Annotated in this window: 18 protein-coding genes and 1 pseudogene; 9 read left to right on the top strand and 10 right to left on the bottom strand. The window is 71.5% G+C overall.

Annotated elements, in window-relative coordinates; genetic code table 11:
* Window positions 1-28: 28 nt before the first annotated feature.
* Window positions 29-1,354 carry a tryptophan dimethylallyltransferase family protein gene (locus tag ASD48_RS12660; RefSeq protein ID WP_063887441.1) on the top strand — a complete coding sequence of 442 codons (1,326 nt, stop codon included), beginning with the start codon at window positions 29-31 and terminating at the stop codon, window positions 1,352-1,354.
* Between the two features lie 336 nt (window positions 1,355-1,690).
* Here ASD48_RS12660 and ASD48_RS12665 read toward each other — a convergent pair whose 3' ends face one another.
* Together ASD48_RS12665 and ASD48_RS12670 are read right to left on the bottom strand one after the other, a co-directional pair.
* A complete protein-coding gene (locus ASD48_RS12665) occupies window positions 1,691-2,977 on the bottom strand; it encodes an NAD(P)-binding domain-containing protein (protein ID WP_057601826.1) in 1,287 nt (428 codons plus the stop codon).
* Between the two features lie 186 nt (window positions 2,978-3,163).
* Window positions 3,164-3,811, bottom strand: coding sequence for a GntR family transcriptional regulator (locus ASD48_RS12670; protein ID WP_057601664.1), 648 nt, complete (start codon window positions 3,809-3,811; stop codon window positions 3,164-3,166).
* Window positions 3,812-3,908: 97 nt separating this feature from the next.
* Between ASD48_RS12670 and ASD48_RS45955 the strand changes: the two genes are divergently transcribed.
* The gene (locus tag ASD48_RS45955; protein WP_282438184.1) at window positions 3,909-4,040 is read left to right on the top strand and encodes a hypothetical protein; all 132 of its coding nucleotides are present in this window, start codon (window positions 3,909-3,911) and stop codon (window positions 4,038-4,040) included.
* Window positions 4,041-4,078: 38 nt separating this feature from the next.
* Here ASD48_RS45955 and ASD48_RS12675 read toward each other — a convergent pair whose 3' ends face one another.
* The 6 genes from ASD48_RS12675 to ASD48_RS12700 form a co-directional block, all read right to left on the bottom strand.
* Window positions 4,079-5,080 (bottom strand): proline racemase family protein, encoded by a 1,002-nt coding sequence (locus ASD48_RS12675; protein WP_057601665.1) that lies wholly within the window; start codon window positions 5,078-5,080, stop codon window positions 4,079-4,081.
* A 40-nt stretch (window positions 5,081-5,120) separates the two neighbouring features.
* Window positions 5,121-6,053 (bottom strand): dihydrodipicolinate synthase family protein, encoded by a 933-nt coding sequence (locus ASD48_RS12680; RefSeq protein WP_057601666.1) that lies wholly within the window; start codon window positions 6,051-6,053, stop codon window positions 5,121-5,123.
* A gap of 38 nt (window positions 6,054-6,091) precedes the next feature.
* The gene (locus ASD48_RS12685) at window positions 6,092-7,498 is read right to left on the bottom strand and encodes an NAD(P)/FAD-dependent oxidoreductase (RefSeq protein ID WP_057601667.1); all 1,407 of its coding nucleotides are present in this window, start codon (window positions 7,496-7,498) and stop codon (window positions 6,092-6,094) included.
* Window positions 7,495-7,851, bottom strand: a complete 357-nt coding sequence (locus ASD48_RS12690) for a (2Fe-2S)-binding protein (RefSeq protein WP_057601668.1) — start codon at window positions 7,849-7,851, stop codon at window positions 7,495-7,497. The genes ASD48_RS12685 and ASD48_RS12690 overlap by 4 nt, the downstream gene beginning before the upstream one ends.
* Window positions 7,839-9,029: an FAD-binding oxidoreductase gene (locus tag ASD48_RS12695; protein ID WP_057601669.1), complete on the bottom strand. Its 1,191-nt coding sequence runs from the start codon at window positions 9,027-9,029 to the stop codon at window positions 7,839-7,841. Before ASD48_RS12695 ends, ASD48_RS12690 begins: the two co-directional genes overlap by 13 nt.
* A gap of 78 nt (window positions 9,030-9,107) precedes the next feature.
* Entirely contained in the window at window positions 9,108-9,902 is a 795-nt protein-coding gene (locus tag ASD48_RS12700; RefSeq protein WP_057601670.1) for a hypothetical protein, read from the bottom strand.
* Window positions 9,903-10,360: 458 nt separating this feature from the next.
* Here ASD48_RS12700 and ASD48_RS12705 point away from each other — a divergent pair, with 458 nt between their 5' ends.
* A complete protein-coding gene (locus ASD48_RS12705) occupies window positions 10,361-11,065 on the top strand; it encodes a nucleotidyltransferase domain-containing protein (RefSeq protein WP_057601671.1) in 705 nt (234 codons plus the stop codon).
* A gap of 455 nt (window positions 11,066-11,520) precedes the next feature.
* The gene (locus tag ASD48_RS12710) at window positions 11,521-13,719 is read left to right on the top strand and encodes an elongation factor G (protein ID WP_057601672.1); all 2,199 of its coding nucleotides are present in this window, start codon (window positions 11,521-11,523) and stop codon (window positions 13,717-13,719) included.
* Between the two features lie 158 nt (window positions 13,720-13,877).
* Here the strand turns inward: ASD48_RS12710 and ASD48_RS12715 are convergent, their stop codons facing one another.
* On the bottom strand, window positions 13,878-15,674 hold the full coding sequence (locus ASD48_RS12715) for a hypothetical protein (RefSeq protein WP_057601673.1): 1,797 nt from the start codon (window positions 15,672-15,674) through the stop codon (window positions 13,878-13,880).
* Between the two features lie 229 nt (window positions 15,675-15,903).
* Between ASD48_RS12715 and ASD48_RS12720 the strand changes: the two genes are divergently transcribed.
* From ASD48_RS12720 to ASD48_RS41780, 5 genes and pseudogenes are all read left to right on the top strand, one after another.
* On the top strand, window positions 15,904-17,223 hold the full coding sequence (locus ASD48_RS12720; RefSeq protein WP_057601674.1) for a sugar ABC transporter substrate-binding protein: 1,320 nt from the start codon (window positions 15,904-15,906) through the stop codon (window positions 17,221-17,223).
* A gap of 19 nt (window positions 17,224-17,242) precedes the next feature.
* The gene (locus ASD48_RS12725) at window positions 17,243-18,229 is read left to right on the top strand and encodes a sugar ABC transporter permease (protein WP_057601675.1); all 987 of its coding nucleotides are present in this window, start codon (window positions 17,243-17,245) and stop codon (window positions 18,227-18,229) included.
* A 7-nt stretch (window positions 18,230-18,236) separates the two neighbouring features.
* Window positions 18,237-19,076 carry a carbohydrate ABC transporter permease gene (locus ASD48_RS12730; protein ID WP_057601676.1) on the top strand — a complete coding sequence of 280 codons (840 nt, stop codon included), beginning with the start codon at window positions 18,237-18,239 and terminating at the stop codon, window positions 19,074-19,076.
* A 29-nt stretch (window positions 19,077-19,105) separates the two neighbouring features.
* Window positions 19,106-20,464 (top strand): GH1 family beta-glucosidase, encoded by a 1,359-nt coding sequence (locus tag ASD48_RS12735; RefSeq protein WP_057601677.1) that lies wholly within the window; start codon window positions 19,106-19,108, stop codon window positions 20,462-20,464.
* 112 nt (window positions 20,465-20,576) lie between these two features.
* Window positions 20,577-20,771, top strand: a pseudogene (locus ASD48_RS41780) (glycoside hydrolase family 16); the annotation flags it as partial.
* A gap of 57 nt (window positions 20,772-20,828) precedes the next feature.
* Here the strand turns inward: ASD48_RS41780 and ASD48_RS12740 are convergent.
* The gene (locus ASD48_RS12740; protein ID WP_057601678.1) at window positions 20,829-22,343 is read right to left on the bottom strand and encodes a hypothetical protein; all 1,515 of its coding nucleotides are present in this window, start codon (window positions 22,341-22,343) and stop codon (window positions 20,829-20,831) included.
* Between the last annotated feature and the right edge of the window lie 125 nt (window positions 22,344-22,468).

Genomic DNA, 22,468 nt, shown 5'->3' on the forward strand with positions numbered 1-22,468 from the left:
CGCCCCTCCTCCCCCGAGGAGAGGCCCGATGACTGCCCTCGGTCCCGAAGCTCCGGGCACCACGGGCACTGCGGGCACTCCGGTCGCTCCGGTCGCTCCGGTCGCTCAGGAACCGGAGACGCTCGGCGCTCACGCGGCACGTCAGCTGCTGAGGCTGGGTGAGATCGCGGGGTTGTCCGGAGCCGACTCCAGAATCTACGCGCGAACACTCGTCGAGGCCCTGGGTGCCGTCGCGCAACGGCCCCTGGACCTGCCGCCGCCCAGCCGCAGCTTCCTCTCCGACGACCACACCCCGGTGGAGTTCTCCCTCTCCTGCGAACAGGGCGCGGCGCCGACGCTGCGCGTACTGCTGGAGCCGGGAGCCGGTGCCGGCGACCTGATCGAGAACGGCCGCACCGGCCTGCGGGTGCTGCGCGAGATGGGGCGGCGGTGGGGATTCACCACCGACCCGCTCGACGATCTCGCCGACCTGTTCTTCCCGTCCTCGCCCGAAGGGCCCCTGGCGCTGTGGTGCGCGCTGGAGCTGCGTCCCGGTGGAGTCCCCAAGGTCAAGGCCTATCTGAACCCCGCGGCATCCGGGGAGAAGCGCGCCGCCAAGACCGTAAGGAAGGCGCTGAGACGACTCGGGCACCGGGAGGCGTTCGACGCACTGCCCGAAGGCGACCGCCACCTGTTCTTCGCCCTGGACCTGGGTGACTGGGCGGAGCCACGGGTCAAGGTCTACCTCGCCCACCACGACCTGTCGGCCGCGCGGGCGTACACGCTGTCCCGCATGGACGGCGGACCCGGCCGTACGGAGATCGAGGAGTTCTTCCGCATCGTGGCCGGGCCCGGCACCGATGCCGACGCCGTCGGCTTCGGAGGCGGAGGCGGAGCGGGCGCCGGAGCCGGGGAGGGGGCCGGGGGAGGAGGGGAACCGCGGCCCGTTCGCCGGCCCGTCCAGACCTGCCATGCCTTCACCGACACGGGGACCGGCCTGCCGAGCGGATTCACCCTCTATGTCCCGGTGCGGGACCACGCGCGGCACGACGGTGAGTCCCTGGACCGGGCGACGGCGCTGCTCGGCCACTACGGGATCGACCCGGCACCGGTGCTGCGCGGCTCGGCGGCCGTCACCTCGCGGCGGCCGGAGGACGGTGTGGGACTGGTCGCCTACCTGGGCCTGGCACATCAGCGGGGACGTCCGCCCCGGGTCATGACCTATCTCTCCTCGGAGGCGTACGAGGTCCGGCCGCCGACGGCCGCGCTCCCGGCCGTGCCGCTGTCCGTCGCCCCGGCCCCTGTCTCTCGTCCTGTCTCGCCCCCTGTCCCGTCCACCGCCTCTCTGCCCGCCGCGGGCGTGACCGGACGGTAGGTGCCGCGGAACCCGCGGATCGGTGCCGTCCACGGTGTGCCGAGGACCCGTGGTGCAGCTCCCTGCAGTACACCTCCTGCAGTACACCTCCTGTAGAACAGCTCCTGTGGAACAGTTCCCGTAGCCACCGGCCCGCGTGGAACAGCGGCACCAGCACAACCTGCGGTACAACAGCACCGCGGAACAGCACCTCGGGGGGAGCCGTGCGCCGACGCTGTCGAACCGCTCCCCTCGTCCCACGAGAAGTGCACACGTGAGCCGCCCAGACCGCCCGGGCGGCCTCCCGACGCGGGGCATCGAATCCGATGCCCGCCTCCCGCCTTCACCGACGGTCCGTCACTCGTCGCGCAGTTCCTCCAGGTAGGGCGCCACATTGACCTGGATCGACGCGCCCTGCGTCTGGCCGTACTGGCCGGCGACGCCCCCCAGATATGTGCTGATCTCCTTGCGCATGACGTCCCGCTCCGGCAGGACCGCCTTGCCGGCGACGATCCGGGCGACCCAGCGTGCCTGGGCCTCGACGAGCCGGGTGACGGAGCCGTGCGGGCGTACCAGACCGATGAAGTGCAGGCCGGGATGGTCGGGCGCGACCACCCGCTTGTACAGCTCGACCGAACCCTGTGGACCGACCGGGCAGTCCGGCGGCAGGAAGGGATGGGCCATCCGGTACCCGGTGCAGTAGACGATCGCGTCGGCGGGCACGGACGTGCCGTCGGTGAAGACCACCCGGCCGTCGTCGACGAAGTCGATCGCCGGCTTGGGAACGACCCCGCCGTGACGTATGCGGGTGAGGATCTCGTCGGAGATGGTCACGGCGGAGGCGAACACCGGGTGGTCCGGCTCGGGCAGGCCGTAGTCCGAGAGCTTGCCGCGGGCGACGAGCAGGGCCTGCTCGATGAACCGGCGCTGCTCCGCCAGGGACATGTCCGTCCACCACGGGGCCTCGGCGACGTCGTCCAAGGGCATGCCGAAGAGCTGCTTGGGCAGGATGTGCAGGCCTCGGCGCACGGAGAGCACGGTCTGCGCGGCGTACCGGGAGAGGTCGGCGGCGATGTCCACCGCCGAGGCCCCGAGTCCCACGACGACGACCCGCTGTCCCGTGTAGTCGCTGCCGTCGCGGTAGTCCAATGCGTGGAGAATCGTTCCTTTGAAGGTCTCGGACCCCGGCGGGGCGGCGGGCAGGACCGGCTCGGTGTTGTGCCCCGACGCGACGATCACGTGGCTGAAGTCCCGTGTGGTGCACACGCCTTGGGAGTCCCGGCTGACGACCGTCCAGGAACCGTCGGCCGCCCGGCGCACCGACTCGACGGTCGTCTCCAGCTCGATGTGGTCCAGCAGGCCGGCCCACTCGGCGAACGAGCGCAGGTAGGCGGCGAGTTGGCTGTGCCGCGGGTAGACGGGATATCCGGCCGGCATGGGATGGTCCGCGTAACCGGTCAGCTGCTTGTTGGTGTTGAGGTGAAGCGACAGATAGCCGGGACCGCGTTCACCGGCCCCGGGCTGCCGCCAGAGCCCGCCGACGTCGGACGCCTGCTCGAGGCAGACGAAGTCGAGACCCTCGGACTTGAGGGCGTGTGCCGCGGCCAACCCGGACAGACCCGCACCGATCAGACACAGGCTCACACGTTCCCCCACGGAATCGACACCATCCTTTCGCACGGGCAAGTGAATGCCCGTTCGGCACTCCCTCCACGCGCCGCACGCCAGCGACAAGGATCACAGGCGGGATCCCGGGGCCGAGGTGGCGCGAGGAGGGGGGACGGGTAGAGGGGACGTCGTGGGGCGAGCCGCCCACTCCGGGGCGAGTCGCTACTCGCGAGCGGAGGCCCACAGCCCCCGCACATGCCCCAGATGGCGCGTCATGACCGCGCGCACGGCCCGTTCGTCGCGGGACAGCAGGGCGTCCAGCAACTCCAGGTGCTCTTCGGCGGAGGCGAGCAGACGGCCCGAGGCGGAGAGGGCGGTCAGGCCGTACAGGCGCGCCCGGCCGCGCAGTTCGCGGACGACCTCGACGAGATGGGCATTGCCGGCCAGGGCGAGCAGGCCCAGGTGGAACCGGGTGTCGGCCTCGACGTAGGCGATGAGGTCGCCCGCCACCGCCGCGGTGACGATCTCCCGGGCGGCCGGCCGCAGCGCCTCGAGGGACACCGGGTCGGCGGTCGTCGCCAGCGCCACCACCGTGGGGATCTCGATGAGCGCGCGGACGTGGGTGTACTCGTCCAACTGCCGGTCGGAGACCTCGGTGACCCGGAACCCCTTGTTCGGGACGGCATCGACCAGGCCTTCCTTCGCCAGGTCGAGCATCGCCTCGCGCACGGGTGTCGCCGAGACGCCGAACCGGGCGGCCAGGGCCGGCGCCGAGTACACCTCGCCGGGCAGCAGTTCACCCGCGATCAGCGCCGCCCGCAGGGCATCGGCGACCCGCTCGCGGTAGCTGCTCCGCCGACCGCCGAGCACGGGGAGGGTGGGCGCGGATGCCGATGCGGATGCGGATGTGGATGTGGAGGCGGTCGCCGAAGCGGGGGCCGGTGCCGGTGCGGATGGTGGTGCTTGGGTGACGGGTGTGACGGGTGCGCCGGGTTCGCCCGGTGGGGCGGACGCGGTGGGTGTCTGGCTGCTGGTGCGCCGGGTGGCGGCCATGGTGGGTCTCCTCGGTGCGGACTGTGCCATGTCACTCTCGACCTGAGCACTGTGCCATGTCATGTCTCACCGCTGCCTGCGGTGTCAGAGCACGAAGCCCGCCGGGAACGGGTCCGTCGGGTCCAGAAGGTACTGGGCCGTCCCCGTGATCCAGGCACGGCCGGTGAAACTGGGCAGCACCGCCGGGCGGCCGGCTACTTCCGTCGTGCCGAGGAGCCGGCCCGTGAAACGGGTGCCGATGAACGACTCGTTGACGAATTCGGTGTGCAACGGCAGTTCGCCCCGGGCGTGCAGCTGTGCCATGCGGGCGCTCGTCCCCGTGCCGCAGGGCGAGCGGTCGAACCAGCCGGGGTGGATGGCCATCGCGTGCCGGGAATGACGGGCGGTCGCACCGGGCGCGTACACGTGGACGTGGTGACAGCCGCGGATGGAGGGGTCTTCGGGGTGCACCGGCTCCTGCTCGGAGTTGATCACCTCCATGAGGGACAGGCCGGCGCGCAGGATGTCGTCCTTGCGCGCCCGCTCGAAGGGCAGCCCGAACTCCTCCAGCGGCAGGATCGCGTAGAAGTTGCCGCCGTACGCCAGGTCGTACGTCACGGTACGGCCGTCGGGCAGCGTCGCGCCGCGGTCCAGCGCGACGCTGAAGGAGGGGACGTTCCGCAAGGTCACGGACGTGGCCGCGCCGTGCTCGACCGTCACCTCGGCGACGACGGGCCCGGCCGGGGTGTCCAGGCGGATGGTGGTGACCGGTTCGACGACCTCGACCATGCCCGTCTCGACGAGCACCGTCGCCACCCCGATCGTGCCGTGCCCGCACATCGGCAGATAGCCCGAGACCTCGATGTAAAGGACTCCCCAGTCGCAGTCCGGCCGGGTGGACGGCTGGAGGATCGCACCGCTCATGGCGGAGTGCCCACGCGGCTCGTTCATCAGCAACTGTTTCACGTCGTCGCGGTGTTCGCGGAAATAGAGCCGCCGCTCGTTCATCGTCGCGCCGGGGACGGTGCCGATCCCCCCGGTGATCACCCGGGTGGGCATGCCCTCGGTGTGCGAGTCGACGGCGTGCAGGACGAGCTTGCTGCGCACGAAGTCCCCTTGTCTCTTTCGAGGTTGAACGGCTCGGTCATCACGCCAGACCGGCCGCGACGGCCTTCTCGGTCGCCGCGCGGACGGCCGCTTCGTGCTCCGGCGGCAGCGGGACCCGTGGTGGGCGGCAGCCCCCGCCGTGGCGCCCCACCACGTCCATCGAGAGTTTGATCGCCTGGACGAACTCCACCCGCGAGTCCCAGCGCAGCAGCGGGTGGAGCCGACGGTAGAGGGGGAGCGCGGTGGTGAGGTCACCGGCGACGGCCGCCCGGTACAGCTCCACCGAGGACTTCGGCAGTGCGTTCGGGTAACCGGCCACCCAGCCCCTGGCGCCCGCCACGGCCAGTTCCAGCAGTACATCGTCGGCGCCGATCAACAGGTCCAGGTCCGGAGCGAGTTCGGCGATCCGGTAGGCGCGGCGGACGTCGCCCGAGAACTCCTTGACGCCTTGCACGTGACCCTCGCCGTGCAGCCGCGCCAGCAACTCGGGGACGAGGTCGACCTTGGTGTCGATCGGGTTGTTGTACGCCACGACCGGCAGGCCCGCCGCGGCGACCTCCGCGTAGTGGGCCACGACGGCACGCTCGTCGGCGCGGTAGGCGTTGGGCGGGAGCAGCATCACCGCCGAGCAGCCCGCCTCGGCCGCCTGCTCGGTCCAACGGCGGGCCTCCGCCGAGCCGTAGGCGGCGACGCCGGGCATCACCCGCTCCCCGCCGATCGCGGCCACCGCGGTTTCCACCACCGTGGCGCGTTCCTCGGGCGTGAGCACCTGGTACTCGCCCAGGGAGCCGTTGGGCACGACGCCGTCACAGCCGTTCGCCACGAGCCAGGCGCAGTGCTCGGCGTACCGGTCGTAGTCGACGGAGAGGTCGTCGCGGAGCGGGAGCGCGGTGGCGACGAGGACGCCACGCCAGGGGCGGTGAGGGGAGGCGGCGGGAGCGGGGGGAGAGGCGGGGGCGGTCGAGTCGGGCATACGGTGAGTCATCCCTTCCGAATGTGCCGTGTGACATATCACTGAGGTGTCGGGGGATCGGCCGGAGAAGCCAGCACGCCCAGGGGCACGGGGCGGGCCAGCCATCGTCGTGCCGGAGTGAGCGCGCAGCCGGCGACGCCGGCCACTCCGGGCTCGCACACGCGGCCCTGGCACCAGCCCATGCCGGCCCGGGTCAGCAGTTTCACGGTGCGCAGGTCGCCCGCGCCGAGCGTGCCGACGGCCTCGCGGACGGCGCCGGCGGTGACCTCCTCGCAGCGGCACACGACCGTCTCGTCCGTGACCCGGTCCGTCCACAGATCGGGCCGGGCGGCGTAGGCGGCGTCCAGTGCCGCGAAGAACGACCGCAGCCTGGTGCGGGCCCGCGCGGCGGGGGCCCACTCCCGCGGGTCGGGGGCCGTGTCCGTCAGCCTGGCCGCCGCCGACCGTCCGGCGATGTGCCCCTCGGCGAGCGACAGCGTCGAGCCGCCGATCCCCGTGGTCTCGCCGGCGGCCCAGACGCCGGGGACGTCGGTGCGCTGTTCGTCGTCGACGCTCACACCCATTCCGTCGAGCCGACAGCCGAGCCCTTCCGCGAGGTCGGTGTGCGGCAGCAGACCGTGGCCCACCGCGAGGGTGTCGCAGACGACTCGTCGTTCCGTGCCGGGCGCCGGCCGGCCTTCCGGGTCCAGCGCGGCGACGGTGACGGACTCGAGCCGTTCGGTCCCGTGCGCCTCCAGCACCGCATGACGGACCATCACCACCACGCGATGACGCAGGAGTCGGGCCGCGTACCCGGCTCCCTCCGCCAGCTTCGCGGGAGCACCGGCCCAGGTCCGCGCCCGACGTGTGAAATCCCTGGGTCCGGCCGACTCCAGCAGGGCGACGACCTGAGCGCCCGCAGCCGCGAGACCGGTGGCGACGGGAAGCAGCAGGGGCCCCGTGCCGGCCACGACCGCGGTACGGCCGGGCAGTACGAGCCCGCCCTTCAGCAGCGCCTGGGCGCCGCCCGCGGTGACCACGCCGGGCAGTGTCCAGCCGGGGAACGGAAGGACCTTCTCGTATCCGCCGGTCGCCAGCAGCACCCCGTCGGCACGGACCGCTACGGACTCCTCCTGCTCCGGACCGATCAGCGCGTGCACGGTGAACCCACTCGACTGTCCCTCCACGCACCACACATGACGGTCACTCAGGTGCGTGACGCGGTCGGCGGCGAGCTGGGCGTCGAGCCCGGCGCGCAGTCGCTCCCAGGTGCGCCACTGGTGATGCAGGGTCTGTGGGCGTCGCGCGCCGAGGCCCCGGGCGGGCTGCCGGTAGAACTGTCCGCCCGCCTCGGCGGCGGAGTCGATCAGGATCACGCGCACGCCGCGGGCCGCGGCTGCCAGGGCGGCGGCGAGACCGGCCGGGCCCGCGCCGATCACCGCCAGTACCGGGCGATGTGCGGTCATCGTGGCCCCGCCCCCTCGTGCTCCGGCCCTTCGTGACCCGCTGCGTCGTTTCCGGCTTCCTCGTGGCCCGTCCCCGCCTGCGTGCGGATGTCCGCGCCCGGCACCGCCGCCACCAGGCAGGCCCGTCGGCCGGGGTGGCCGTCGACGGTCACCAGACAGTCGAAGCACACGCCGATCCCGCAGAAAACCCCGCGCGCGCGTCCCTCGCCCCTGGTGGTCCGCCAGGCCGTTACGCCGGACGCCCACAGAGCGGCGGCGATCGTCTGACCGGGCAGCGCCTCGATCTCCCGGCCGTCGAAGGTCAGAGTGAACGGGGCGCCGGGACGGGCGCGGGTCAGCTTCAGGGGATCCATGGCGCGGCCTCCTCGGCGAAGCGGTCAAGGCGGTCGGGACGGTCGAAGCGGTCGGGGCGCATCGGTGTCAGGTCCAGCTCAGGCCGTCGTCCGGTGAGCGTCTGCGCGATGAGGTGGCCGGTGCCGGTGGCGAGCCCGATGCCCGCCCCCTCGTGCCCGCAGGCGTGGAAGAGCCCGGGCACACGGGGGTCGGGCCCGACGGCGGGCAGATGGTCGGGCAGGTAGGGGCGGAAGCCGAGGTAGGTGCGCATCGCCCGTACCTGTTCCAGGAACGGGAACAGGCGTGTCGCGCCCGCCGCCAGGGCGCGGAGGACCGGCAGCGAGAAGGACCGGTCGAAACCGACCCGTTCACGGCTCGCGCCGATGAGCACGGGCCCGGAGGCGGTCCCCTCGACGACCGGTGAGGTCTGCAGGGCGGCGGAGTCGCTCGCCACGTCGGCCACATAGTCGGCGGCGTACACCTTGTGCCGTACCCGGCGCGGCAGCGGCTCGGTGACCAGGACGAAGCCGCGGCGGGGGAGTACGGGCAGCCGGACCCCGGCCAGCGCGGCGATCTCGGCCCCCCAGGTCCCGGCCGCGTTCACCACGGCCGGCGCCAGGATGTCGCCCCGGTCGGTCCGTACGCCCCGTACGGCACCGGCGGTGTCGCGCAGTACCCGTGTCACCGTGCGACCCGTCTCCAGACGTGCGCCCGAGGCCCGTACGAGGTGGGCCGCGGCCAGGGTGGGCATCACCTGGGCGTCCTGCGGGTAGAGCACACCGCCCGCGAGACCCCGCGCCAAGTACGGCTCCAGCTCGTGGAGTTGGTCCGGCTGTACCTCAACCGCCGACACCCCGGCAGCACGCTGACCGGCCGCCAGCTCCACCAGGGCCGTGAGGGACGCGGGCGTGGAGGCCACGACGAGACCGCCCTTGGGCTCGTACTCGACGGCCGCGCCCAGCTCCTGCGCCAGCTCGCCCCACAACCGGGTCGACAACAGGGCCAGTTGGAGCTCGGGTCCGGGCTCCTTGTCGGACACGAGGAGATTGCCCTCGCCCGCGCCGGTCGTGCCGCCGGCCACCGGACCCCGGTCGACCAGGACCACGTCCAGTCCGGCACGGGCCGCGTACAGCGCGCAGGCGGCACCCACCATGCCGGCGCCGACGACCACGACGTCACCACTCGGTCGCTTGGTCACCGCAGTAATATGTCACATGGTGCAGAGGCGGGGAAGAAGGCCGGAGCGGCGAGGACGCGCTCGGCCGAACCGCCGGGTTCAGTCGAACTCGCTGGGCTCCGACGCCGGTGAACGGCCTTCCTGAACGTCCTTGAGCCGTGTGGTGCCATGACTGACGGCGTCCTCGGTGCTGTCGTGGTCCGCTCCGTCGGAACCGCCGTTGGTGACCGTGATCGCGTCGTCCCCGACCCGGACGACGGCGACATCCATGGTGAGGGTGACCGGAGTGCCGCCGGAGGGGCCCGCCACCGTCACGGTCAGACCCTGCCGGGCGTCGCCGGAGTCGGGCAGGGAGGCCTCGACGACCTGCACGGTGCGGGTGGAGCCGTCGGAGGCGACCGCGTTGAACTGGTCGCACGCGGTCGGCAGGGTCTTGAGCCAGTCGAACGACTGGTCCAGGCTCGCCGGTCGGTAGGCGGCCACCTGGTAGAGCAGCCGGGAGTTTCCCTCGGTGAATCCCGTGAGCGCCGACGGGCCGGGCGGGGCTCCCAGGAGGTCTTCGTCGTAGAGCCCGTCGAGCAGGCGCTGGCAGTCGGCCGCCTGCGTCTTGCCGGTGAGGAACTGCGCGGCGTCGACCGTGCCGATGAGCATCCGGTTCCGCCAGCCGGCAGCGGTCTTCACCTGCGTCCAGTTGTCCTCGAGGTCTCCCTCGGTGATCAGCGCCGTCTGCGCGCCGGCCGAGGTGAGCGGTGTGATCGTGGGGGACGCGGTGGCGGTCTGCTTGCCGGCGGACGAGGTCGCGGTGCTCGAGTCGGTCGACGCGCTGTCGTCCCCGTCGTCGGAGCAGGCCGCCGTGGCCAGCAGCGTTCCGACGGCCAGGGCGACGGCCAGCACACGGACCGGACGACCGGGACGCGTCGGCCCGGCCGGACCGGGCGGCCCGGCGGGACGGGGTGGGGTGGACGGGCGGGACGACAGGCGAGGGCTGGTCACGAATACCTCCTGCGGATCGGGGACGGGGCGGGGCGGGGCCGGTCCCCGCGTGGGCGCGCCCCGGGCGGGTTCCCCAAGGGATTCCTCTCGTCGACCTGGGCGCTTCTCGGGCACCCTGTGGGCTCTTGTGGTGCTGCCTCTGCCCCTACACGGCACCACCGGCCGGGCCGCTCGACCAGCGCACTGATCCGTACGGGTGAAGCGACCGACGGGACGGGTCACCCACCCGGACACGGGCGGAGCGGGCCGTCCGGCCGGAAAATACGAGGTGGGCCCGGCCGCAGCCGGGGCATCATGGCGGTTCTGCCGCCCGGCCACGGGGACAGGCGATCATCACCAGGGAACGACCGGGGGCTCCTGTGACCGTCACCAACCTCCTGCTGTCCGGAATCGTCGGCTCGACCGCCTACGGGCTCGCCCGCGAAGGCTCCGACATCGACCGCCTCGGCATGTTCGCCGCCCCCACCGAGGAGCTGCACGGCCTGCACCAGCCGAAGGAGTCGCACGTCAGCACGGCGCCCGACCGCACCCTGCACGAGGCCGCGAAATGGTGCCGACTCGCCCTCGGCGGCAACCCGACCGTGATGGAACTCGTCTGGCTGCCCGACGAGTTGTACGAGGTGCGCACCCCCATCGGTGACGAACTCATCGACCTGCGTGTGACGTTGCTCGGCGCCCGCCGGGTCCGGGACGCCTATCTCGGGTACGCCGCCCAGCAGTTCCGGAGACTGCGGAACCGCAGCGAAGGCACCCTCACCGCGGAGACCCGCAAACGGACCGCCAAGCACGCCCGTCACCTCAAGCGCCTGTGCACCCAGGGCTACGAGCTGTATGCCACCGGCCGGTTGACGGTCCGAGTCGACGATCCCGAGAGCTACCACGCGTTCGGTGAGCAGGTCGCGGCCGATCCGGAAGCCGCGCTGCCGCTGCTGCGCGACTACGAGGAGGCGTTCGACGAGACCCGCAGCGTGCTGCCCGAACAGCCCGACGAGACGGCCGCCGACGCGTGGCTGCGACGGGTGCGGAGGCAGTACTACACGGCGACGCGGGACCTGCCCGGGTGACCGGCTGACGCGCTCCTCATGCCCGCAGACGGAGACGGAGACGGAGGCGGAGGTGGAGGTGGAGCCGGGGCGGCGCGACAGCGGGACGGGGGTGATAAATCACGTGCGGCGCGCACCCGTTCAGCCCTACACTCCCCAGAACCGAGCGCGGCCCACGACACGGGCGGCGCGGTACCGAGACGAACGAGGGGAGCCCGGCCATGCGTGACCACACCGCTGTCGTCGCTCCCCGCTCCCGCTACGAGGTGATCCTCGTGTCTTCGTCCGTCCGGTGCTCGCTGCGCGGCCGGCACCGGATGTCCTGACGAACGTCTGAGTTCGACAACGCGCTGCTGATGTGCCGTATCTGACGGCACATCAGCGTACGCGCGCATCAGCACGTCCTCACGTGTCCCGACGTACGTCCGGAAAATCGCGCTGCCCGTTCTCGGAATCACCCCGAAAGGCCAAGGGCCGTGCGCAACCACCTCGACCGTCACCTCTCCGCTGTGCGCAACCTGGGCATCCTCGCCCACGTCGACGCCGGCAAGACCACCGTCACGGAGCGGATCCTGTATGCCACCGGGACCACGCACAAGCGCGGCGAGGTCCATGACGGCACGACCGTCACCGACTTCGATCCCCAGGAGCGCGACCGCGGCATCACCATCTTCGCCGCGGCCGTCAGCTGCGACTGGGACGGTCACCGCATCAACCTGATCGACACCCCCGGGCACGTCGACTTCGCCGACGAGGTGGAGCGATCCCTGCGGGTGCTCGACGGGGCGGTGGCGGTGTTCGACGCCGTCGCGGGCGTGGAACCGCAGAGCGAGTCCGTGTGGCGGCAGGCCGACCGGCACGGCGTACCGAGGATCGCGTTCGTCAACAAGCTCGACAGGGTGGGCGCCGACCTCGATGCCGCGGTGGCGTCGATCCGGGACCGGCTCCATCCGGTCCCGCTGGTCGTGCAACTGCCGATAGGCACGGAGGACGGCTTCACCGGCGTCGTCGACCTCCTGCGCATGCGAGCCCTGACCTGGGGCGACGGTGGCGGGACGGCGGTCGAGGACGCCGTGCCGGAGGACCTCCGGGAGGAGGCGCTGCGCCGGCGCCGGCTGCTGGAGGAAGCCGTGGCGGAGCGGCACCCGGGCGCGCTGGAGGAGTTCTGCGACCGGGAGACCCTCTCCGCCGAGACCCTCTCCGGTGCCCTGCGCGAGCTGACCCGGACGGGCGACGCGGTGGTCGTGCTGTGCGGCTCGGCCTACCGCAACCGCGGGATCGAACCGCTGCTCGACGCCGTCGTCGCCTATCTGCCGTCGCCGTCGGACGTGCCGCCGGTATGCGGTATGCCTGGTGGCGCCGCCGGTATGCGAAATACCAAGGACGGTGTGCGTGACGCCGCCGACGGTATGCACAGCACTGTCCACGGTATGCACGAAGCAGCCGACCGTCGGCGCGAGCGTGCCGATCGTATGCAGGATGCCGTAGGCGAACAACGACCCGCCGACCCCGCCGCACCCTTCGCGGCGCTCGCGTTCAAGGTCGCCGCGACCCCCACGGGCCGGCTCACCTATCTGCGGGTGTACTCGGGCACGATCGAGAAAGGAGACGCGGTGTGGGAGTCCGGCGCGCGGCGCATCGAGCGGATCGGCCGGATCCTGCGGGTGCAGGCCGACCGGCACGCACAGCTGGAACGCGCGGTCGCCGGGGACATCGTGGCCGTGATCGGGCTGAAGTCGGCCCGTGCGGGTTCGACGCTGAGCGCGCCGGGGGCGCCCCTTGTCCTCGAACCGCCGGGGGTCGCCGACCCGGTCGTCTCCGTGGCGGTCGAGGCACGTGCGAGCACCGACGCCGACCGGCTGGTCTCGGCGCTCGCCCGGCTGGCCGAGGAGGATCCCTCGCTGGTCGTGCGGACCGACCCGGAGACCGGTCAGACGCTGCTGTCGGGCATGGGGGAACTGCACCTGGAGGTGGCGGTGGAGAAGATCCGGCGCAGCCTCGGTCTGGAGGTCAACGTGGGCCGTCCGAGGGTGTCGTACCGCGAGACGGTCGCCCGTGGGGTGTCCGGCCTGGTCTTCCGGCACGTCAAACAGGACGGTGGGGCAGGGCAGTTCGCACACATCGTGCTCGACGTCGAGCCCCTCGACGCGGAGACGGCGGGAGGTGTTGCCGAAACCGGTTTCACGTTCCGGTCGACCGTCGTCGGTGGGCGGGTGCCGCAGGAGTACGTCCGCGCGGTCGAGGCCGGCTGCCGTGACGCCCTCGCCGAGGGGCCCGTGGGCGGGCATCCGGTCACCGGGCTGCGGGTCACCCTGACCGACGGGGCGACCCATGTGAAGGACTCCTCCGAGATGGCCTTCCGCACGGCCGGCCGGCTCGGGCTGCGGGAAGCCCTGCGCGGCTGTGCGATGGTCGTGCTGGAACCGGTCGTCGAGGTCACGGTGACCGTTCCCGAGGACGCCGTCGGCGGGGTCCTCGGCGACCTGGCGGCACGGCGCGGCCGGGTCGGCGACTCGGCGGTGCGCGGCGGTTCGGCGGTGGTCACCGCCACCGTGCCGCTGGCCGAACTGTTCGGCTACGCGACGCGGCTGCGCAGCCGGACCCAGGGCCGGGGCACCTTCTCGGCCCGGCCGACGGGATACGCCCCGGCGCCGGCGGTGGCCACGACGCGGTAGGCCCGGGCCCTCCCGCGAGGTCGTGGGCCCAGGCCGCCCTGTCGGTCCGTGCCACGGACACCTGACGTTCGTGGCACGGACCGAAGGCGCCCGTCGTCCCCGAGGTGCGTGCGGCGCGGGCCGTCTCCGCTCAGGACCGTCTACGCCGTACGGGCAGGTCAGGGATACGACACCACGGTCGACGGCACCGTCGAGGTACCGGAGGTCGGCGCCCCGAGGTCGTTGATGACGTGCTCGTACTGGCCCTGTCCGCCCAGGGAGACCACCAGCAGGTCGTGGAACTTCACGCCCGGTACGTTCGGGGCGGCGAAGCCGTGATGCTGGACGATCGTCGGGTCGACGTTGTAGTAGCAGTAGCTGCCCAGACCCCAGCCCTCGTGCGCGGTGACGTGGGCGCCCACCTTGTAGGCGGCGTAACCCTTCACCGAGCCGTTCTGGATCGCCGCCTGGTTCGGCGCGTCGTAGGCCTTCTCGTTCTGGAAGAAGATCGTGCGGCCGCGCTGGCCGTTCCACTGCACGTCGTACTTGTTGAAGTGTTCCACGAACAGGCCTGTGGCCAGCACGTCGTGGCCGTTGACGACGACGCCGTAGTCGGCCCGGTTGGTCTCCCAGCCGACGCCCTCGCCGTGGTCGGCGCGCCAGACCCAGGTGTGGTCGACGATCGTGTGACGGTTGTTGATCACCATGCTGGTGGTGGCACGGCCGGCACCCGCCCCGCCGATCCGGACGAACACGTCCTGGACGGTGGTGGGGTTGGCGGAGTGGTCGCGCGACGCGCCGGACGGGCCGACCTCCAGCAGGACACGGGAGTTGACCGGACCGGCGTCCACGAGGAAGCCCGCCAGCCGGACCCCGTCGACGTCGGCCACCTTCAGCGCGCTGACGCCGTTGTCCGGGATCAGGGTGGCGTAACCCAGGCCCAGCACGACGGTGCCGGCGCGGTTCACCTGGATCGGCCGGTCGAGGTGGTAGATCCCCGGCGTCAGCAGCAGGTTCAGGCCCTGCGCGAGCGCCTGGTTGAGCGTGGCGGCGGTGACGCCCGGCTTGGCGACGTAGAACCGCGACAGGGGCAGCGAGCTGCCGCGCGGTGTGCCGTTGCCCCAGCTGACGCCGCGCGCGTCGGTGCGTTTGGCGGGCAGGAAGACGCGGAAGGCGCCGCCGCCGTCGACGTACAGGAACGGCTTCTCACGCGAGACCGGGGTCGTGTCGAGCGTGGTGTACGGCGGGGAGGGGAAGCTCTGGGCGGGGGCGCCCTCGACCCCCGAGAACACCATGTTCCAGACGCCGTTGAGCCAGCTGCCGATCGCGCTGTCCCGGGTGTACCACTGCTGCTGCGAGTACGGGCCGATCTCGCCTTCGACGCGGCTGTCGGCGATGTAGCCGCCGCTGGCCCAACCGTAGCCGGACGGGGCGAGGTTGAGGCCGCCGCGGATGTGCATCCGGCGGAAGGGGGCGGCCTGCGCGACGGCCCACCGGTTGGTGCCGCTGACCGGGACGAGCGCCAGGTTCTCCGCCGAACGCCAGAAGTTCTGCGTGGCGTTGCCGCCGAACCAGCCCGCGTCGACGGTCACGTCCCCGTTGATGGTCGTGTCGTCGGGGGAGAGGCCGAGCCCGGCGATCGAGGTGTAGAAGCCGAGTTGGGCGTTGAGGCCGTGGTAGGTGCCGGGCCGGAACAGCAACGCGTAGCGTCCGGTGCCGAACTGGGCCGACTCCTGCTGCCGGAACACCGCGTCCAGCCGGGCCTGGATGTCCGGGGTCGACGGGTCGAAGACGAGGACGTTCGGGCCGAGGTCGCCCCCGCCCGGAAGGGCGCGCACACGTCTTCCGCGCGGGGCGGCGGAGGCCGGCGCGGTGGCGATCCCGGCGAGGGCGGGGGCCGCGGCGGCCGTGGCGGCTGCGGCGAGGACTGTTCTGCGGCGCACGGCGGGCGTCTGCGACGACGGCGGGTGGGGCATGGGCGGCTCTCCTCGGTCCAGGCCGCTGCGGTGAACGGCTGATTTAAGGAAGTGAACGGTCGCTGGGTTGAGAGCGCTCTCTCAGCGCTGAATGCTTCAACTACCCGAACGTGTGCGTCAAGTGGTGGGACAGGAGTTCCCCGGACTGTGCCGGAACACTTGACGCGGCCCCTTTCCGAGGTTTAACTCACGTCCTAAATTAAGTCCTGATGACACCGGGAGCCGACCCATGCGCACCATCCGAGCCGCGGCCACAGGCGCCGTCGTCATGTCACTCGCCCTCGCGGCCACGGCCTGTGGCGGCGGTACCTCGACGGACGGCGAGGGGTCCAACGACGCGCCGAAGACGCTCACGTACTGGGCCTCGAACCAGGGCGCGAGCATCGAGGTGGACAAGAAGGTCCTCCAGCCGGAACTCGACAAGTTCGAGAAGCAGACCGGGATCAAGGTGAAGCTGGAGGTCGTCCCCTGGTCCGACCTGCTCAACCGGATCCTCACGGCGACCACGTCCGGCCAGGGCCCCGACGTCCTCAACATCGGAAACACCTGGTCGGCCTCGCTCCAGGCGACCGGCGCACTGCTGCCCTGGAACGAGGCGAACCTCGCGAAGATCGGCGGCAGAAACCGCTTCGTCGAATCCGCGCTCGGCTCGACCGGAGCGCAGGGCAAGGACCCGGCCGCGGTGCCGCTGTACTCGATGGCCTACGCCCTGTACTACAACAAGCAGATCTTCGCCGACGCGGGTATAGCGCAACCGCCCGCCACCTGGGCCGAGTTGGTCGCCGACGGCAAGAAGATCCAGGCGAAGGGCAAGCAGGTCCTGGGCGCCGAGGGCGCGAACGTCTCGGAAAACGTCCACCATGTCTTCGTCTTCGCCAAGCAGCACGGCGCCGACTTCTTCACCGCCGACGGGAAGCCCGACTTCACGTCGGACGGCGCAGTCTCGGCGGTCAAGCAGTACGTCGACCTGATGGCGAAGGACAAGGCCATCCCGCAGGGCAACGCCGAGTACGCGCAGAACCAGTCCGTGAGCGACTTCGCCAAGGGGAAGACGGCGATGCTGCTGTGGCAGAGCGCGTCCGCCAACCTCAAGTCCCAGGGCATGAGCGAGGACAAGTACGGCATCGCCCCGGTGCCCGTGCAGTCCGGCACCCCCGGCACCGGCGCCCAGGTCAACTCGATGGTCGCGGGCATCAACCTGGCGGTCTTCAAGAACACCGACAACCTCGACGGCGCCACCGAGTTCGTGAAGTTCATGACCGGCGACGAGGAGCAGAAGATCCTCAACAAGGCCTACAGCACCATCCCGCCCGTCGCCTCCGCCCAGTCGGACCCCGGCTTCAACTCTCCCGCGAACGCGGTCCTGAAGGACACCCTCGCCAAGAGCGCCGCCGCGCTGCCGCAGGTCGCGGACGAGTCCCAGTTCGAGACCGTGATCGGTACGGCCGTCAAGGAACTGTTCGCCGACGCGGCGGCCGGCCGCCCGGTGACCACCGAGTCGGTGAAGGCCAAGCTCGCCAAGGCCCAGCAGCAGATGCCGACGAAGTGAGCCGGACGAAGTGAGCCAGATGACCACCACGGCCGAGGTCGAAAAGCCTCGCGCGGCCCCTGGCACCGGTCGGGCCCCGCGCCCGCGTCCCGGCAGGATCCGCCGCATCGGACTGCCCTACCTGCTGCTCCTGCCCGCTCTCGTCCTCGAACTCCTCGTGCATCTCGTGCCGATGGTGATCGGCATCGTGATGAGCTTCAAGGAGCTCACCCAGTTCTACATCCGGGACTGGGGCACGGCTCCCTGGTCCGGCCTCGACAACTACCGGGTGTCGGTGGACTTCGACGCCCCGGTCGGCGAGGCGCTGCTGCACTCCTTCCTCGTCACCGTCGGCTTCACCTTGCTCTCGGTGGGGCTGTGCTGGCTCATCGGCACCGCGGCGGCGATCTTCATGCAGGACACCTTCCGCGGCCGGGGGCTGCTGAGGGCGCTCTTCCTGGTGCCGTACGCCCTGCCGGTCTACGCGGCCGTGATCACCTGGGTCTTCATGTTCCAGCACGACAACGGCCTGGTGAACCATGTCCTGCACGACCAGCTGCACCTCACCGACAAGCCCTCCTTCTGGCTGATCGGCGACAACAGTTTCTACGCGTTGCTCACCGTGTCGGTGTGGAAGGGCTGGCCGTTCGCCTTCCTCATCGTGATGGCCGGCCTGCAGAACATCCCCGGCGAGCTGTACGAGGCGGCCGCGCTGGACGGCGCGGGCCGGTGGCAGCAGATCCGCCGGATCACCCTTCCGTCCCTGGGCCCGGTCAACCAGGTCCTGCTGCTCGTCCTGTTCCTCTGGACGTTCAACGACTTCAACACGCCGTTCGTCCTGTTCGGCAGGGCCGCCCCGGAGGCCGCGGATCTCATCTCGGTCCACATCTACCAAGCCTCCTTCGTGACCTGGAACTTCGGCACAGGGTCGGCGATGTCCGTCCTGCTGCTGCTCTTCCTGCTGGCCGTGACGGGCGTCTACCTGGCCGTCACCTCGCGCGGACGGAGGGCCTCACATGCGCGCTAGTTCCCCCATGGCACCACCGAGGTCGTTCCTCTGGTCCCGGCGGATCTTCCTCACCGTGCTCACCGGCTTCGTGCTGCTGCCGGTCTACGTGATGGTCTCCAGCTCCCTGAAGCCCCTCGCGGACGTCACGGGGAAGTTCCGCTGGCTGCCCAGTGGCCTGACGATCCGCCCGTACATCGACATCTGGTCGACGGTCCCGCTGGCCAGGTACTTCGTGAACTCACTGGTCGTGGCGGGCGCGGCCACGGTCTGCTCCGTGGTGATCGCCGTGTTCAGCGCCTACGCGGTGAGCCGTTACGACTTCCGCGGGAAACGCGTGTTCACGGTCACCGTGCTGTCGACGCAGATGTTTCCCGGGATCCTCTTCCTCCTCCCGCTGTTCCTGCTCTACGTCAACATCGGCAACGCCACCGGTATCGCGCTGTTCGGCTCGCGCGGCGGCCTGATCCTGACGTATCTGACCTTCTCCCTCCCCTTCTCCATCTGGATGCTGATCGGCTACTTCGACTCGGTGCCGCGCGATCTCGACGAGGCGGCGCTCGTGGACGGCTGCGGTCCGCTCGGCGCGCTCTTCCGGATCGTCGTGCCGGCCGCGATCCCCGGCATCGTGGCGGTCGCCGTCTACGCCTTCATGACCGCCTGGGGCGAGGTGCTGTTCGCCTCCGTCATGACCAACGACACCACCCGCACGCTCGCCGTCGGACTCCAGGGCTACTCCACCCTCAACGACGTGTACTGGAACCAGATCATGGCCGCCTCGCTGGTGGTCAGCGTGCCGGTGGTGGCCGGCTTCCTGCTGCTTCAGCGCTATCTCGTCGCCGGGCTGACGGCCGGAGCCGTGAAGTGAGCAACCACCCCGATTCCGAGAGGACTTCAGTGACCATCGACTTTGCCGCCCTGCCCCAGGACTTCCTGTGGGGAACCGCCACCTCGGCGTACCAGATCGAGGGAGCCGTGGCGGAGGACGGCCGTTCGCCGTCGATCTGGGACACCTTCTCGCACACTCCCGGAAAGATCGCGGGCGACGACCACGGCGACGTCGCCTGCGACCACTACCACCGCTGGCGCGACGACATCGGCCTGATGCGGCAACTCGGCACCAACGCCTACCGGTTGTCGATCGCATGGCCCCGGGTGGTGCCGGGCGGCGACGGTCCGGCGAACCCCAGGGGCCTCGCGTTCTACGACAAGCTGATCGACGGCCTGCTGGAGGCGGGCATCACCCCGTCCGTCACCCTCTACCACTGGGACCTTCCGCAGGCTCTCCAGGACCGCGGCGGCTGGCCCGAGCGGGAGACCGCGGAGCACTTCGCCGCGTACGCGTCGGTGGTCGCCGAGCGGCTGGGCGACCGCGTCACCCACTGGGCCACCCTGAACGAACCCCTGTGCTCGGCCTGGATCGGCCACCTCGAAGGCAAGATGGCCCCCGGCCTCACGGACCTGACGGCGGCGGTCCGCGCCTCCTACCACCTGCTCCTCGGCCACGGACTCGCCGTCCAGGCCATCCGGGCGGCGGTCCCGCACGCCGAGATCGGGATCGTCAACAACCTCTCCACCGTCCACCCCGCCACCGACCGGCCCGAGGACGTCGCCGCCGCCCGCCGCATGGACGGCCACACCAACCGCTGGTGGCTCGACCCGGTACACGGCCGCGGCTTCCCGGCCGACATGCGCGAGGTGTACGGCGTCGAACTCCCGGAGAAGCCCGGCGACCTGGCGACCATCGCCGCGCCGCTGGACTGGCTGGGCCTGAACTACTACTTCCCGGCCACGGTGAGCGACGACCCCGACGGGCCGGCGCCGCACGCCCGTTCCGTCCGCCGAGACGGCGTCCCGCGCACCGGCATGGACTGGGAGGTCGACCCGAGCGGCATCGAGACACTGCTGCTCCGTCTGACCGACGAGTACGGAGCGCGACGGCTGTACGTCACGGAAAACGGTTCCTCGTACCCGGACATCGTCCGCCCGGACGGCACCGTCGACGACCCCGAACGCCAGGCCTACCTGACGGGTCACCTCGCCGCCTGCGCCTCCGCCGCCCGCAAGGGCGCCCCGCTGGCCGGCTACTTCGCCTGGTCCCTGCTGGACAACTTCGAGTGGGCGTACGGCTACGACAAGCGCTTCGGTCTCGTCCACGTCGACTACCGCACCCAGGCCCGCACGATCAAGGGCACCGGGCGCCACTACGCGGAGATCATCCGCAGCCACCGGGAAGGGGTGGTGAGGGCCGCCTGAGGGCGCGGGGCACGGCGGGCGCGGGTGGGGGAGCGCGCGCGTCCACCGTGCCCCGGATCCGGGAATGTCATGAGCACGGCATTCCCTGAAGCCCCTCCTGCCACCCGCTTCGTCCACCCGCGGCCAGTGGGTCTACGGCCACAGCCAGTACGTGATCCTCGACCTCGCCCTCGGCGGCGCGTACCCCGCCGGCTGGAACCAGGTCACGACCCCGTACTGGGGCCTGCCGCAGTCGAGCGTGGACCGGATCGCGGGCGGGGGAGTGCAGGCGGAGGTGGACTGGGTGCGGGTGGAGCAGAAGGGGTAGCCGCGGTCTGCACCGGACGACGGGAGCGGCGGAAGTCGCAGGAGAGGGCGGGACGGATCAGCCGAAGGGAGTGGTCGTCCCGCCTGCTGCGCCCTCTCGCTCCTTCCACCGCAGACGGGCACCCGTCACGAGCAGTGCGGCAGCGAGGACGGACGTGACGCAGGCGATCAGGAACACGTCGGATTTCTCGTCGGCGAACATGCCGGCGGCGGTCAGGGCGAGAAACACCCCGAAGGCTTGCGGGCCCGTCCCGGAGGGCATCGGGCTCGGCGTCCGCCAGCTCCTGCGGGGGACCCACAGGCGCAGCAGTTCCGCGGTGGCCGCGAAGGCGAAGAGCCTGGAGCAGATCATCAGCCCCAAGGGGGCAGTGTTGTCACCCAGTTCACCCACGCCGACGAGCGTCGTGAAGCCGAAGTAGAGGATCGGCAGCAGCCAGCCGAGGCTTGCCCGGGTGCCGGGGGAGGGCGTCGGCGTCGCGACCGGCGGCGGGGCCTCGGCCCTCGTGCGCGCCTGCGCCTGGCCCTTGGTCCCCGCCCCCGACTCCGTCTTGGTGAGGGTGAGGGGCGTGCGCGGGGCCGGGATCACGGCGGGGATCGGCGCGGCGGGGACGGGCGCGTTCTCCGGGAGGGGGCGCAGCGCACGCGTCTGGGCGCGGCGGATGCGGCGGCCGGCGTCGCCGTGCCGGTCCATGTGGGCGGTCAGTTCGGCCTGCAGGGTGAGCAACTGCTCAGCCATCGTGTCGAACTCGGCTCGCCGTTCGGCGGCGCGTCGCGCGGCCTCGCGTTCGGCGGCGGTGAGACGTCCGAGGACCTCGGTGTGCAGCTGTACGGCCTCCGCGCGGGCGGCCTCCGCCGTGCCGGGCGCCTGGGCCAGTTCCCCTTGCAGGCGGGTGCGTTCGGCCTCGATGATCTCGGCGATGCGGTGACGTTCGTCCGGCGGGAGCTCGCGCGGGGCGCGGGCCTCGGCGCGGGCGAGAGCGGCTCGGCGCCACTCCATCAGGGGTCGGCCCCGGTGCTCGCCGATGCCGTTGATGTGCACCTTGCGGCCCTGGGCGCGGTGGATGTAGAGGACCTCGCCGCCCTTGCCGTTGGGAGCCCTGCCCCAGCTGACGCGGGTGAAGTCCGCGGCCGTGGTGATGCCTTGGGCCGCGAGGGCGCGAACGAGGCCGCTGCCGATGCCGTTCACGTCGCTCGCGGTGAGACGGCTGCCGCGGAGCGTGCGCTCGACGGACTCTCGGCGCAGGACGGCGAGGGCCTGTCTTTCCTGATGGTCACGTCTGCCGTCGAGGCCGTTCAGCCGGCGCGCGAGGGACCGCTCCTGGCGGGTCTGCCTCTCGGCGATGCGGTGCAGCGACTTGCCGTGGGTGGCTTCCGCGCGGCTTCGCTTCCTCGCCTCGTGGTTCAGCCGGCGGCGGTCGGTGAGCTCGAAGGGGCGGCGCTTGTCGAGGAGGCGGCGGAGGGCGCGGATGGCTTCGATCAGGCGACGGCGGTCCGCGCGGACATCGGCGGGGGCGGGCGCGGCGGTGGCGTGCCCGCCCCGGTGGGAGTGGTGGGAGGTCGTGCTGTCGATCAACGGGAACTCACTCGGAGGACGGGGCGTCGGGGCTGTGGCCTGCGGCGGACTGTGCGGGCGGGGCGAGCCGGCCCGCAGGGGGCCCGCCGGTTCGGAACGTGCGCGTACATGTAGACGCGGACTCT

Source organism: Streptomyces sp. Root1310, assembly GCF_001426425.1.
Taxonomy (GTDB): Bacteria; Actinomycetota; Actinomycetes; order Streptomycetales; family Streptomycetaceae; genus Streptomyces.

Excerpts from the sequence above, each read along its gene's own strand:
- ASD48_RS12660 (WP_063887441.1), top strand. The coding sequence starts at position 29 with ATGACTGCCCTCGGTCCCGAAGCTCCGGGCACCACGGGCACTGCGGGC.
- ASD48_RS12680 (WP_057601666.1), bottom strand. The coding sequence starts at position 6,053 with ATGCCCGACTCGACCGCCCCCGCCTCTCCCCCCGCTCCCGCCGCCTCC.
- ASD48_RS12685 (WP_057601667.1), bottom strand. The coding sequence starts at position 7,498 with ATGACCGCACATCGCCCGGTACTGGCGGTGATCGGCGCGGGCCCGGCC.
- ASD48_RS12690 (WP_057601668.1), bottom strand. The coding sequence starts at position 7,851 with ATGGATCCCCTGAAGCTGACCCGCGCCCGTCCCGGCGCCCCGTTCACT.
- ASD48_RS12715 (WP_057601673.1), bottom strand. The coding sequence starts at position 15,674 with ATGCCCCACCCGCCGTCGTCGCAGACGCCCGCCGTGCGCCGCAGAACA.
- ASD48_RS12720 (WP_057601674.1), top strand. The coding sequence starts at position 15,904 with ATGCGCACCATCCGAGCCGCGGCCACAGGCGCCGTCGTCATGTCACTC.
- ASD48_RS12725 (WP_057601675.1), top strand. The coding sequence starts at position 17,243 with ATGACCACCACGGCCGAGGTCGAAAAGCCTCGCGCGGCCCCTGGCACC.
- ASD48_RS12730 (WP_057601676.1), top strand. The coding sequence starts at position 18,237 with ATGGCACCACCGAGGTCGTTCCTCTGGTCCCGGCGGATCTTCCTCACC.